General features: G+C 70.4%; 12 protein-coding genes. 3 read left to right on the forward strand and 9 right to left on the reverse strand.

Translation table 11 applies throughout. The features are described from left to right. The first annotated feature begins 560 nt into the window (after positions 1-560). A complete protein-coding gene (locus tag QOZ89_RS25740) occupies positions 561-1,781 on the forward strand; it encodes a sensor domain-containing phosphodiesterase (protein ID WP_071054186.1) in 1,221 nt (406 codons plus the stop codon). A 150-nt stretch (positions 1,782-1,931) separates the two neighbouring features. On the opposite strand, the gene QOZ89_RS25745 is transcribed toward QOZ89_RS25740, so the two are convergent. After that, a complete protein-coding gene (locus QOZ89_RS25745) occupies positions 1,932-3,587 on the reverse strand; it encodes a SulP family inorganic anion transporter (RefSeq protein WP_071054188.1) in 1,656 nt (551 codons plus the stop codon). A gap of 190 nt (positions 3,588-3,777) precedes the next feature. Then, a complete protein-coding gene (locus QOZ89_RS25750) occupies positions 3,778-4,479 on the reverse strand; it encodes a cysteine hydrolase family protein (RefSeq protein WP_071054189.1) in 702 nt (233 codons plus the stop codon). A gap of 576 nt (positions 4,480-5,055) precedes the next feature. Here QOZ89_RS25750 and QOZ89_RS25755 point away from each other — a divergent pair. Then, entirely contained in the window at positions 5,056-5,220 is a 165-nt protein-coding gene (locus QOZ89_RS25755; protein WP_241842418.1) for a hypothetical protein, read from the forward strand. A gap of 188 nt (positions 5,221-5,408) precedes the next feature. On the opposite strand, the gene QOZ89_RS25760 is transcribed toward QOZ89_RS25755, so the two are convergent. Genes QOZ89_RS25760 through QOZ89_RS48390 form a run of 3 tightly spaced genes read right to left on the reverse strand, consistent with a single transcriptional unit; the run spans position 5,409 to position 8,312 of the window. Next, positions 5,409-6,518 (reverse strand): ribonucleotide-diphosphate reductase subunit beta, encoded by a 1,110-nt coding sequence (locus QOZ89_RS25760; protein WP_312625825.1) that lies wholly within the window; start codon positions 6,516-6,518, stop codon positions 5,409-5,411. Next, positions 6,515-7,216: a ribonucleotide reductase barrel domain-containing protein gene (locus QOZ89_RS48385; RefSeq protein ID WP_312625827.1), complete on the reverse strand. Its 702-nt coding sequence runs from the start codon at positions 7,214-7,216 to the stop codon at positions 6,515-6,517. The genes QOZ89_RS25760 and QOZ89_RS48385 overlap by 4 nt, the downstream gene beginning before the upstream one ends. 46 nt (positions 7,217-7,262) lie before the next feature. Then, entirely contained in the window at positions 7,263-8,312 is a 1,050-nt protein-coding gene (locus tag QOZ89_RS48390; protein WP_312625829.1) for a ribonucleotide reductase barrel domain-containing protein, read from the reverse strand. Positions 8,313-8,653: 341 nt separating this feature from the next. On the opposite strand from QOZ89_RS48390, the gene QOZ89_RS25775 reads away from it, so the two are divergent. Continuing rightward, complete coding sequence (locus tag QOZ89_RS25775; RefSeq protein WP_312625831.1) at positions 8,654-10,021, forward strand: LLM class flavin-dependent oxidoreductase; 1,368 nt, start codon at positions 8,654-8,656, stop codon at positions 10,019-10,021. Positions 10,022-10,157: 136 nt separating this feature from the next. Here QOZ89_RS25775 and QOZ89_RS25780 read toward each other — a convergent pair whose 3' ends face one another. The 4 genes from QOZ89_RS25780 to QOZ89_RS25795 all read right to left on the reverse strand — a co-directional run bounded on the left by QOZ89_RS25780 (position 10,158) and on the right by QOZ89_RS25795 (position 12,957). Next, positions 10,158-10,907, reverse strand: a complete 750-nt coding sequence (locus QOZ89_RS25780; RefSeq protein ID WP_312625833.1) for a GntR family transcriptional regulator — start codon at positions 10,905-10,907, stop codon at positions 10,158-10,160. 258 nt (positions 10,908-11,165) lie between these two features. After that, positions 11,166-11,684, reverse strand: coding sequence for a flavin reductase family protein (locus QOZ89_RS25785; RefSeq protein ID WP_241842421.1), 519 nt, complete (start codon positions 11,682-11,684; stop codon positions 11,166-11,168). Between the two features lie 163 nt (positions 11,685-11,847). Further along, entirely contained in the window at positions 11,848-12,723 is an 876-nt protein-coding gene (locus QOZ89_RS25790; protein WP_071054195.1) for a CbtA family protein, read from the reverse strand. 15 nt (positions 12,724-12,738) lie between these two features. Continuing rightward, entirely contained in the window at positions 12,739-12,957 is a 219-nt protein-coding gene (locus QOZ89_RS25795) for a CbtB domain-containing protein (protein WP_083420074.1), read from the reverse strand. Positions 12,958-13,283 lie beyond the last annotated feature (326 nt).

The raw sequence follows: 13,283 nt of genomic DNA on the forward strand, positions 1-13,283 counted from the left end.
TCCGCTCCGACCGGCCGACGCCACGCGCCGCGCCGCCATCACGGCCCCTCGACCGTTCCCGGGCCGGCGTGATCACCGCGGCGCGCCGGTTCCCCGGGCGGCGACTGCCCGCCCGCGGAACCGGCGCGTCGCGGCCCGGCCGCACCGGTCGCCCGCCAGAGCGGCGATGACGCACGGGATCGACCGACGGGACGACGCACGGAGTGTCGCCGCGGTCCACGAGGAAGATTATTGGTCACTATAGGTCGAGAGTCCGACCCCGGAGGGTGGCGCGATCGGAGGAACCGCCGAGCCTCGCGGTGGCGTGGACCGCGCCCGTCCTGATCGCGGCTTGCCGTCTGGTCCACGGCGGCCGGAAGCGACGTGCCGCGGTGTCCGGTGGTCGGGTGGTCGGGAATTACCGCCCGGCCGGGTTGACGGCGGGCGCCGCCGGAAGGTGCGCAGACACGTGGGCACAGCCATCCGGAACAGCATGAGCCGAACGGGCTCGTGGGCGGGGACCGGTTAGGCCGGGTCAAGGCGGGGAACGCCGCGTCGTGAGGGCGTCGGGGGGATCTGTTATGTCCGAGACCGACATTTGCGGGCGCGCGCTGCGTAGCCCTCGCAAAGCCGCCCTCGACCCGGAGGAGGTGGTGTCCTGGCTGCTGTCGCTGGCTCGCCGCCATTTGATGATGGAACTGTCCTGGTTGTCCCGGTTGACCCCGGAGCTGCAGATCATCGAGGCTCTGCACGGCGATGCGGAGTCCTTCGGGATCGGCCCCGGGACCACCACCTGCTACGCCGACTCCTACTGCTCGCGGGTCCTGGACGGACGCCTCCCACCGGTCATCCCCAACGCGCGGGCGGACGAGCGGACCGCTCCCCTCGTGCTGACCCACCGGTGGGGCATCGGGGCCTACATCGGCGCTCCGGTGGTGCTCGACGACGGACGCCTCCACGGCATGCTGTGCTGCCTGAGCCACGACGCCAGGCCGGGGCTCTCCAGCCGTGACGCGCGTTTCCTGGCCCTGCTGGCCGAGGTACTCGCCCGGTTCATCTCCCATCTCGCTCACGAGCGCGAGGACCGTGACCTGCTGGTCCAGCGGATCACGTCGGTGATCCACGAACGCCCGACCATGATCTTCCAGCCGGTCGTCGCCATCCGAACCCGGCAGATAATCGGCGCGGAGGCGTTGGCGCGCTTCCCCCCGGGATCCGGCGGTCCGGAGGCGTGGTTCACCGCCGCTGCCTCGGTCGGCCTGCGCGCCGACCTTGAGCTCGCCGCGATCGCGAACGCGCTCGCCGTGCTGCCCCTCCTGCCGAACCACCTGTGGCTGTCGGTGAACGCGTCCCCGACGGTGGTCGCCTGCGGCCGAATCCGCGACGCCGTGGCCGAGGTGGCGACCGGCCGGGTCGTCATCGAGGTCACCGAGCATGAGTGCATCGAGGACTACGAGGCGATGCGCGCCGCGCTCGACGACCTGCGACAGCGAGGAGCGCGGATCGCGGTCGACGACGTCGGTGTCGCCAACGCCGATCTGAACCGGCTGCTGCAGCTGACACCGGACATCCTCAAGATGGACCGGGAGCTGACCTGGAGGATCGACGCGGACCCTGCCCGCCAGGCTCTCGTCGCCGCCCTGGTCAGGTTCGCCAGCGAGATCGACGCCCAGGTCCTGGCCGAGGGAGTGGAGACCGCGGCCGAACTCGCCGTTCTCGCCGACATCGGCGTCGACCATGCCCAAGGCTTCTACCTTGGCTATCCGGGGCCGCTGCCACTTCCGAAGCACTGCGCCGCCTGAGTACCGCGCCTCAGTCGAGCACCGCGCCTCAGTCGAGCACCGCGCCTCAGTCGAGCACGGTGCGTCAGTCGAGCACGGTGCGTCAGTCGAGCACCGCGCCGCCGGCGGGGCGCGCCCGGGTCAGTCGCGCGTGCCCCGCCGCCGGCCAGATCAGCTCGCGGCGGCCGGCACCTCCGCCGCGGGGGCAGCCTCGCTGTCCTTGTCCTTCTTCCCGGTCTGCTGGGGCACCCCGTGGATGCGCTCCAGCTCGATCTCGTCGGCGTCCGGCACGCGCGGCGCCGGCTTCGTCAGGGCGAAGGCGACGCAGATGCCGGCCAGGAGCAGGTAGCCCAGGGCGACCTGGCCGTTGGCGTTCCACTCGACCTTCTCGCCATGGATCAGGCCGATGAACGACAGCACCGATCCCACCGCCGCGAAGACCGCCGCCGAGACAAACCGTTTGTCGATGATGAAGGCGACGACCGAGCCCAGCACCAGGCCGGCTAGGATCGCCCCCTGCCCGAAGATCATCAATCCGTGGTAGACAACCCCAGCCTGGTTGATCTTGTCGTAACCCACCTCGGTCGCGCTGGTACCGGCGGCCGCCAACGCGTTGTCCATCAGACCGACCGCCCACGACGCGATGTTGGGCAGGAGGGCCGCGACCACCGCCGCCGCGTGCGCCCGGGGCGAGACCTGGAACGCCTGGGCACCGATCAACAGGCCGATGTAGAGCAGGATCGGCACGATCGCCGGCAGCGGCAGGATCGCGCCCAGGAGGCTGAACAGGCTGAAGAAACACAGGATCGCGATCATCACGCCGGTGGCCAGCGAGTAGCCGGTGCGGCCGCCGGCGCCCTTCCAGCCCGGGTGGCCGATGTAGACGGCGGGCGGGAACGGCGAGCCCAGGCAGGAGCCGACCACGGCGCCGAAGCCGTCAGCCAGCAGGACCGCGCGCAGGTTGTAGTTGTCACCGGCCGAGGCGGCGCTCTCCACGTTGGTCATGGCCTCGGTGAAGTTGTAGACGCCGAGGGGGATGGCCGTCGCGAGCAGCGGGGAGAGATCCTTCAGCCCGGAGAAGAGCATGTCGAACCGGAAGTCGGGTACGGCCAGCGCGATGTCCTTCGCCGCGGAGGTCACGTCCGGGGTGTGCATGAAGCCGCCGATCCAGCCGATCGCCGTCCCCACCAGCAGCGCGACCGCCCCGATCGGCAGGTTCCAGGGCAGCTTGATGTCGGTGAGCAGGCCGACGATGAGCAGGGCGAAGACCGGCAGCGAGATCCAGGCCGCCTCCCACATCTGCCCGGCAGGCCGCATCGAGATGAACGCGACCGAGATGCCGGCCAGGGTGCCCAGCATGGCCGCCCGGGGCGCGTAGCGGCGGATCGTCGGCCCGACGAACGCGCCGAGCATGACGATCACACCGATGATGAAGGCCCACGCCATGCCGGCTTCCCACGCCTTGAGCGGGTCCTTCGTCTTGAGGTAGATCGGCAGCATGATGACGAACGTGACGATGAACATGTGCGGCACGCTGGGGCCGTAGGGCATCGCCGTGACGTCCGACCGGCCTTCTTTCGCCGCGAGCCGGCGGGCCAGGTAGGTGTAGTACAGGTTGCCGAGGATCAGTGCGATCCCGAGCGCGGGCAGAATCGTGCCGAGCACGTCGCCCTTGGGAATTGCGACGACGCCGATGCACAGCCCGGTCAGCACCAGGACGTTGACCAGCACGTTGATGCCGAGCCCGAAGAACGCGTTGAGGTCCCCCCGGACCCACAGTGGCGGACCGGCGGTGGCTGTGCCGCCCGTCCCTGGAAACTTCACCATGACAGACTCCTCAATGACGGTGGGCACAGCCGCGGCGCGGCTGCCCGGGTGCCGGCCTCAAAGGCGGGCTGGTCGTGGTCCGTCCGGCATGCGGCGGCCGGATTCCTGCGTTACCGGCCGGTGCTGACCGGCCGGTCCTTACCTCACTGGCCGCCGGTCACCCGACGGCCCGGTGGCGGTCCGGCGGCGGTCACTGGGCGGCCGACGCCGCCGAGAGGGGCGCGAGCGCGTCGATGAACGCGACCGACGGCGCGACCCAGCCGAAGATGCCGCCCTGGGCGGCGATCATCTCGAGGGCGACCCGCTGGAACTCCGGGAAGTAGCTGCCGACGCAGTCGGACAGGACCAGGCACTCGTAGCCGCGGTCGTTGGCCTCCCGGACCGTCGTGTGTACGCACACCTCGGTCGTGACCCCGGTGACGACGAGGCTCCTTATGCCCTTCTCCGCCAGGATGTCGCCGAACGACGTGGCGTAGAAGGCGCCCTTGCCGGGCTTGTCGATGACGATCTCGCCCTCGATCGGCGCGAGCTCGTCGATGATGTCCTGGCCGTACTCGCCGCGAATGAGAATTCGCCCCTTCGGGCCCACGTCGCCGATTTTCAGGGTCGCGTTACCCCGGTTCAGCTTGGCCGGGGGAAGGTCCGAGAGGTCCGGCTGGTGGCCTTCCCGGGTGTGGATGACGGTCAGGCCGGCGGCGCGGGCCGCGGCGAAAACCGCCGTGAGCGGCTCGATGGTGCTCCGCAGCTGGGACACGTCGTTGCCGAGGCTTTCGCCGAAACCGCCCGGCTCCATGAAGTCGCGCTGCATGTCGATGACGACGAGGGCCGTCGTGGCTGGGTCGAAGGTGAAGTCGTATGGACGGGCCGGGACGGTGAGTTGTGCGCTCGTCATGCCAGGGGTCCTGTCGTCGGCGGAGACGGGGACGGGGACGGGGACGGTCTGCGGTGACCCGGAGAAACCGAACTGGCCAGCGCGCCCGTCGGCGCACCTCGCGGATCGCCGGGCGGACGGGGGTCTGCGCCGGGACAGGGGCGAGCCGGCCGGCACGGCCGGATTCGGGTCTTCTACGTGCGGTTTGGCTGGGATTTGGGGCTGGATACCCCGGGCGCTAGCTGCCTTCGACGACTGTCGGGCCGTCCGGTTTCGGGCCGCGTGTCCCTGTGTAACGCAGCAGTAAATGACGTATACGATTTCGTATCCGGCGTCGTATACAGATCCGGGCGAGGCGGCGCCGGCGACGCGGAGTAGCCAGCCGTCGGCCGGATCGACCGGATCGACCGGATCGACCGGATCGGACGCTGCCGCTATCAGCACCCATGCGCGCCGGGACGGCGACCTCTACCTGGTCGACGGCGTCAGGCAGCTCATATCCGGCGTCGGGGCGTCCGGTCGGGGTGTCCGACGTCGCGGCGCTGGCCTGCCTGCGTCACCCCGACCTGGCCGAGGCCATCCGGGCGCGGATCATCGATGCAGATCATCGACAAGGACCGCTCGCCGCGCTGGTCGCCGCCCACGCTCGCGGACGTCGGCGCCGTCCTCGTCACGGAGTTCTTCGCCGTCCCCCCGCGACGGCGACCTCATCTCGACCTGGACCGAGGCCTGGCCCGGACCCGCCGGAAGCCGGCCCGATGACCGCGCCCGCGCTCGCCGGTAACAAGGACGACGCCTAGTGCCTGTCCCCGCCCCTGCTCACGTTCGCCCACCGGCACGCGGCTGGCAGATCACCACGCCCGTGTCGTCGCGGTCGCGAATCCGGCCAGATCGCGACCCCGGCGACACGCCTGCGGCGATCATGAATGTTCGCGGCGTCTCGCCGCGCGTCAGAAGTCCTCGTCGAAGGAGATCGAGCCCTCGACGGCGACCTGGTAGGAGGACACGCGCCGCTCGAAGAAGTTGGACAGCTCCTGCACGTCCTGCAGGTCGAGGAACGAGAACGGGTTGGCCGAGCCGAACATCGGCGCGAACCCGAGCTGGCCGAGCCGGCGGTCGGCGACGTGCTCCAGGTAACGGCGCATGTCCTGCGCGGTCATCCCGGCGATCCCACCCGCGAGCAGGTCCTCGGCGAACACGGTCTCCGCGTCGACCGCCTCGGCGAGCATCCGGCGCACGTCCGCCTCGAACCCGGCGTCGACCAGGTCGGGTTCCTCCGCCCGCACCGCGGCCACCACGTCGAGTGCGAACTCCATGTGCATCGACTCGTCGCGGAACACCCAGTTGGTGCCGGAGGCGAGCCCGTGCAGCAGGCCGCGGGAGCGCAGGAAATAGACGTAGGCGAACGCGCCGTAGAAGAACAGCCCCTCGATGCACGCGGCGAAGCAGATGAGGTTGAGCAGGAACGCCCGCCGGTGCTCGCGGGTGCGCAGGCGGTCGAGGTCGCCCAGCGAGTCGATCCACCGGTAGCAGAACCGCGCCTTCGCCCGGATCGACGGGATGTTCTCGACGGCGGCGAAGGCGCGGGTCCGCTCGTCCGGGTCGGGCAGGTAGGTGTCGAGCAGCGTCAGGTAGAACTGGACGTGCACGGCCTCCTCGAACAGCTGTCGGGAGAGATATAGCCGCGCCTCCGGCGCGTTGATGTGGCGGTAGAGGTTGAGGACCAGGTTGTTCGCGACGATCGTGTCGCCGGTCGCGAAGAACGCGACCAGCCGGTTGACCAGGTGCCGCTCGGCGGGGCTCAGCCGGTGCAGGTCGGCGAGGTCGGAGTGCAGGTCGACCTCCTCCACGGTCCACGTGTTGCGGATCGCCGCCCGGTAGCGGTCGTAGAAGGCCGGGTAGCGCATCGGCCGCAGCGTCAGGTTCATGCCCGGGTCGAGCAGCATCGGCCGCGTTTCCAGAACCTCGGCGGCGGGCCCGGCCTGGAGGGGCACGGCCGGGCCGGGTACCGGGTGGACGGGTGGGGAGGGGACGGGCCGAGCCGGGGCGGGCGTCGTCACTGGCAGGCCTCGCAGATCTCCGGGTTCTCCAGGGAGCAGGCGACGGCCGTGGCGGCGTCCCCGTCGGTCCCGCCGTCCCTCGGGGATTCCTCCCTCGGGGATTCCTGGGCCGGGATGGTGTACGTGGCGGCGGCCGTGACCGTGGCCTGCTGGATGCGGGTCGCGGGCCGCGACCGCAGGTAGTACGTCGTCTTGAGGCCGCTCGACCAGGCGTAGGAGTACATCGACGACAGCCGTCCGATGTTCGGGTCCGCCATGAACAGGTTCAGCGACTGGCTCTGGTCGATGTAGGGCATCCGCGCCACGGCCAGGTCGACCAGAGCCCGCTGCGGCAGCTCCCAGGCGGTCCGGAACAGGGCCCGGATGTCGTCCGGCAGCTCACCGAGCTCCTGCACCGAGCCGTCAGCGGACTTGATCCGCTCCCGGACCGGCGCCGTCCACAGCCCGCGGCGCCTCAGCTCCTCGACGAGGTAGTTGTTGATCTGCATGAACTCACCGGACAGCGTCTCGCGCTTGAACACGTTGGACACCTGCGGCTCGATGCACTCGTAGCAGCCCGCGATCGACGCGATGGTCGCGGTCGGAGCGATCGCGACCAGCAGGCAGTTGCGCAGGCCATGCTCGGCGATCCCGGCCCGCAGCGCCGTCCATCGCGCCGGCTGCGTCAGCGTCACGTCGAAATGGTCCGGGTGCAGCACCCCCCGCGCGGCCCGGGTCCGCGCGAACGCCGGATGCCGGCCGTGCTCACGGGCGGTTCCCGGCGTCCTTGAAGGTCATCCAGCCGTTGCCGGTCTGCGCGAGCGTGCGCATCATCCGGGTGTAGAGGTCACGCGCGGGCAGCTGGCGGACGTAGCGCCCCGCGGCCTCCGCCGCCCGGTAGGCGCGGTCGAACTCGTCGCCCCACAGGTCCGTCAGCTCGGGGACCTCGTCGGGATCGATCAGCGACCAGGCCTCGTCGGCGTGCACCCGGCGCATGAACTCGTCCGGGATCCAGTGCGCGAGGCTCAGGTTGTGGGTGCGCCGGGCGTCCTCGCCGGTGTTGTCCCGCAGCTCCAGGAACTCCTCGATGTCGGGGTGCCAGGGCTCCAGGTACACGCAGGCGGCGCCCTTGCGCCGCCCGCCCTGGTTGACGGCGGCGACCGAGGCGTCGAGGGTGCGCAGCCACGGCACGATGCCGTTGGAACGGCCGTTCGTGCCGCGGATCAGCGCGCCGCGGGAGCGCACCCGGGAGAAGGCGATCCCGATGCCGCCGGCGAACTTCGACAGCCGGGCGACCTGGCCGTACCGCTCGTAGATCGATTCAAGCTCGTCGCGAGGCGAGTCGACCAGGAAGCAGCTCGACATCTGCGGATGCGCGGTGCCTGCGTTGAACAGCGTCGGCGAGCTCGGCAGATAGGCGAGCGACGCCATCAGCCGGTACAGCTCGGCCGCCTCGGCGACGTCGTGGGACAGCCCGCAGGCGACCCGCAGCAGCCAGCGCTGCGGCGTCTCCACGACCAGCCGGGTGCGCGGATGGCGCAGCAGGTAACGGTCCTGCACGGTGCGGATGCCGAAGTACTCGAACGCCCGGTCGGCGCCCGGGTCGACGAGCTCGTCCAGCTCGGCGGCGTGCGCGGCGACGAACACGGCGGTCGTGTCGCCGACGAGGCCGAGGCGGTGGCCGTTCGCGACGCCCTCGCTGAACGAGGTGATCCCCTGGCCGGCGACCTCGTCGGCGATGAGCCCGGCAAGCAGGCGGGCGGCGAGCCGCGAGTACTGCGGCTCCTCACCGATCAGGTCCGCGGCCGTCTGCACGGCGAGCCACCGGACCCGACCACATCGCGGCGGCCCGGCCCGCGGCGGACGGTGCGCGGAGCACCGTTCTCGCCCGGCCGTGCCGTACGCGCCGGTCGCTCGGGGCGCGTCGTACGCGACGGCCGCTCCGTACGTGTTGGGCGCCGGCACGCGTCCAGGTGGCGGTCCGCGGCCGGCTTCCGCCTCAGCTCGCCGACTCGCCGCCGGCCCGCATGCGGCTGGAGACCACCGCACCGCGGGTCCGTGACGCCGGCCGTGCCTGACCCGGGTTGACCCGGCGGCGTCCGGCGGCGTCTACTGTGACCATATCTCTGATATATCAACTCACGAGAGGGGTGGACGTGTCCGCCGGACGCGACGACCAGCTCACCCTGGTCGCCTTCATGCAGGCCTCGAACGTGTCGGTGTACTCGGGCTCCTGGCGGTACCCGAACTCGGCGCCCGACTTTCTCGACCTGCGCTACTACCAGCGGATCGCGCGGGTGCTCGAGGACGGCACGTTCGACCTGATGTTCTTCGACGACCGCCTCGCGATGCCATCGATCTACGGCGGGTCCCCCGACGACGCCGTCCGCTACGGCGCCCGCCCAGTCAAGATGGACCTGACGGCCGTGCTGGGTGCCGCCGCCGCGGCGACGTCGCACCTGGGCCTGGGGGCGACCTACTCGACCACCTACTACCCGCCGTTCCACGTCGCGCGGACCTTCGCCACCCTCGACCACCTCAGCGGCGGCCGGGCGGCGTGGAACGTCGTCACGTCGGTGAACGACGCCGAGGCGCGCAACTTCGGGGTCGAGCAGCACCTCGCCCACGACGAGCGCTATGACCGCGCCGAGGAGTTCATCGAGATCGTCACCCAGTTGTGGGACTCCTGGGAGGATGACGCGCTGGTCCTGGACCGCGCCGCGGGTATCTTCGCCGACCCGGCCAAGGTCCACGAGATCAACTACGAGGGCAAGTACTTCAACGTGCGCGGCCCGCTCACGGTGCCCCGCCCGCCGCAGGGGCGGCCGCCCATCATCCAGGCCGGCCAGTCGGGCCGCGGCCAGCGCTTCGCCGCCCGGTGGGCAGACCTGATCTTCACCGCCGACCCGAGCCAGGCCGTGGCCCTTGAGCACTACAAGGCCCAGAAGGAGCAGATCGCGGCCGAGGGACGCGACCCGGGCGCTGTGCGCATGCTGCCCATGGTCTACGCCGTGGTGGGCGAGACCGAGGCGATCGCCCGGGAGAAGGAGAACATCTTCCTCAACGAGCTCGTGCACCCGCTGGCGTCGCTGACCCTGCTGTCCGAGCTCACCAACCACGACTTCTCCGGCTACTCGCTCGACGACGAGATCACCGACGAGCTCATCGACTCCATCTCCGGTATCCGCGGTCTCGTCCAGGGGGTGAAGCGGCACCTCGGCGGCGGGAAGCTGACCCTGCGCACGCTCGCCAGCCATCGGGCCTCCCTGCTGCAGGGCCCGCGGTTCGTCGGCACCGGCGAGCAGATCGCCGACCAGATGCAGGAGTGGTTCGAGTCCCGTTCCTGCGACGGCTTCGTCCTCGCCGCGACCCACTTCCCCGGGGCGTTCGAGGACTTCGTCCGGATGGTCGTGCCCGAGCTGCGCCGCCGCGGGCTGATGCGCTCCAGCTACAGCGGCTCGACGCTGCGGGAGAACCTGGGCCTCGCCCGTCCCACCAGCAGCTTCGCGAAGCCGACAGCCTGATCAGCGGGACTGTATTCGGATCCGGACGAGCGGGGGCTCAGCGCTCGGATCCGAATACAGTCCTGGCGATCTTCCGCGGCGACAGTCCGGCGAACGCTGCTTCCACACCCGGCCAACAAAGATCCGCGGGAAGCCGCTAACTGGCGACGCTGGTGTCCGGCAGGGAATCAGCGTCGCCGGCCGGCTGAGCACCGAACATGCGGGCGACGAGCAGCCGGCCGGCGTTGATCACGTGTTCTTCCGAGACCCGGCGGGCGCGGGCGGCGTTGCGGGCGGAGAGCGCGTCGACGATGTCGTCGTGCTCCCGCAGGGCACAGCCCACCTGCTCGGGAACCATGTCGAAGAAGGACCACGGGATGATCCGCCCGGTCTGACGGATCAGCGCGATGAGCCGCACCGAGTCGCTGGCCCGGTTGATCGCCCGGTGGAACAGGAAGTTCGGCATCTTCGGGTCCCCGCCGGCCTCGACGGCGGCGCGGACGCCGTCGGCGAGCCGCCGCACCTCGTCGAGGGCGGGCACCGAGATCCGCTCCGCCGCCCAGGCCGCCGCGGAGCCCGCGAGCTGGGCGCTCAGGGCGAAGTTGTCCTCGACGTCGCGCTGGCGCAGGCCGATGACCGTGACCCCGCTGCGGGGGGCGACGTGGACCAGCCCCTCGAACTGCAGCGTCAGGCACGCTTCCCGAACCGGGGTCCGGCTCGTGCCCAGCCAGGAGGCGGTCTCGTCCAGGTCGATGCGTGTCCCCGGGCCGAACCGGCCGCTCATGATCTGGTCGCGCAGCACGTCGGCCACCCTGTCCCGGGCGGTCGCCCCCAGCCGGAGCCGGCGAAGGCCCGTTCCGTCGGCGTCTCCCGCCGACCCCGCCGAGGCCGGGGCGTCTACTACCACCGCTTACTCACCCTTGATGGCTCCGCCACTGCCACCCTTGATGGCTCCGCCACTGCCACCCTTGATGGCTCCGCCACTGCCACCCTTGATGGCTCCGCCATCGTGCGGATGTAGATGACTCGGCGTGGGCACGGCAATCAGCGTATATCAGAGAGGACTGTCTCACGCCGCGCCGCGGGGCAGTCCGGCGCGCCAGACTCGGCGCACCGGACTCCGAAACCGGCTCCTCGGTCTGTCGACGGGCGGCCATCGGGGATCTCAGGCGACATCCCCGATGAGGTGGAACCGGCGCCGGAAATAGACAGCGGGATGCTCCTCGCCGACCGAGGTCCGTTCGACCCGGCCGAGCAGGATCGAGTGGTCACCCGCCGGCTGCACCGCATGGGTGACGCAGCTGAACGTCGCGCTCGCCCGGTCGAGGACGGGCAGACCGTGCTCGCCTGCGCGGAAGCCCGCGTCCGCGAACTTGTCGGCGCCCCTGGTCGCGAAACGGACGGCGAGGTCCGCGTGCTCGGGGTGCACCACGTGCACGACGAACCGCTCGGCAGCGGCGAACGCCGGGTGGCACTCGGCCTTCGCCGCGAGGCAGACGAGCACCAGCGGCGGGTCCATGGAGACCGAGCAGAACGAACTGGCGGTGAAACCCCACCAGCGCCCGGTGTGGTCCGTTGTCGTCACGATCGTCACGCCGCTGGGAAACAGCGCCATGGCCTCGCGGAAGAGCCGCGTCGCGTCGTCCGTCATGTCGGTACGGGGGGCCTCTGCCGCACTTGTCACTAGAGCAGCCTGCCGGATTGATATATCAGATGTCAAGGCATCGACTGAACCGGGCGTGCGCACCGGACTGGCGGAGCCGGGCCAGACGCGAGCAAGCCCGGCGGGTCGCGGATCGCGACCCGCCGGGCTCGGCCGAGGCCGGTATGAGGTGGGTATGCGACCGTCAGGATGCCGGGGACGGCGTGGCGGCCGCCGCTGGGCGGGCAGCCGACGCGGGAGCCTTCACCTTGGCGGTGACGCGCTCGGCTAGCGCGCCGAAGGCGAGACCGATCGTCGCCCACATGATCATCTGGGCGATGATGGAGTACAGCCGGAACTTGAACAGGACGTCGGCCGGGAAGCCCGGATACACGATCTTCCCGTCTGGTCCGAGCAGCGGCTGCGGGGTCTCGGTGGCGTGCTTGCCGTACTGGGACTCGTTGAGCGGGAAGTGACCCAGGGCGGGCAGCAGCGCCATCGCGACGGAGACAACGACTACGAAGCCGAGCGCCGCGAGCAGGCTGCCGTACCAGGCACCAAAGCGTCCGGCAAGGCGGTAGCCGGCTACCACAGCGAGGATGAGCGCGACGACGGAGATGCCGACCATCGCCAGGTAGACCGCGCTGCGGTCGCCGATCGTCTCCGAGTGGCCGACCGCGGGTGGGTTCGCGGGGTACTTGACGAACGGCACCGCGTAGAAGCCGAGGAAGCAGGCAGCGGCGAGCAGAGCCGCGAGCACCCGCGGCCGGATGCCGGGGAAGCGGCGGGAGACGACGAGGTAGGCGACGACGAACAGGCCGCCCATCGCCAGGCCGAAGAGGACCATCCCGGTGGCGATACCGAGGTTGCGCTGGAGCCCCCGGCTGAAGATCTCCGCTTCTTCCCCATCGACCGTCAGGCCCGCGGCCTTGTAGAGCTCGTTCTGGGCGGCGTCGCGGCCCGCTTCATAGTCGATCGCGTTCTGGATGAACGGTTCGGCGAAGATCCGGGCGAAGACAAACGCCAGGAGGCCGCCGAGAGCGCCGACGCCGAGGGCACGGTAAATGAAACGTGATTCCATGATGGCTCCGGCTTCTCAGTGACAGGGGAAGCCGAGGAAGTGCCGCGCGTCATGGACGAACTCATGGATGTGGCTGTCCTGACCGAACAGCGACGTCGCGCCCTGGTCAATACCGATGAAGTAGTACAGCAGGAGCGAAAGAGTGAGGACTCCCCCGAGCCACAGCGCCCGCGCGCTGATGGGTGAGGAGATCGATTGGTCGTGCGCATCGACAACAGGCGCATTGGTACTCACAGCAGCCCCCTTCGGGATCACGCGTCCCTGAACATTCGGACTGGACCCGCGGGTGGGTCTGACTCCCAAGCGACCGCCCGGACGGGCGGGACAGCTTGATCACAGTGGCGCGACCGCGCCGGATTCGCACCGGCTTCCACCCACAGATCGCGTTCGCAGTGTGCGGGGCACGCCAGAACATGTCAACGCCCTATCAACCAGGTCACACGACCTGTGCCGGCCGCGTCCGCCCGGCGGCATCGCTGGGCCCCTCCGACGCACGGACGGTCAGGCGGGACGACGAAGGTCCCGGCCGGGCCGTTTCCGGGGAGCGGGCTCCATCCGCG

Origin of the sequence: Pseudofrankia coriaricola, from assembly GCF_032027725.1 — a bacterium.
Taxonomy (GTDB): domain Bacteria; phylum Actinomycetota; class Actinomycetes; order Frankiales; family Frankiaceae; genus Pseudofrankia.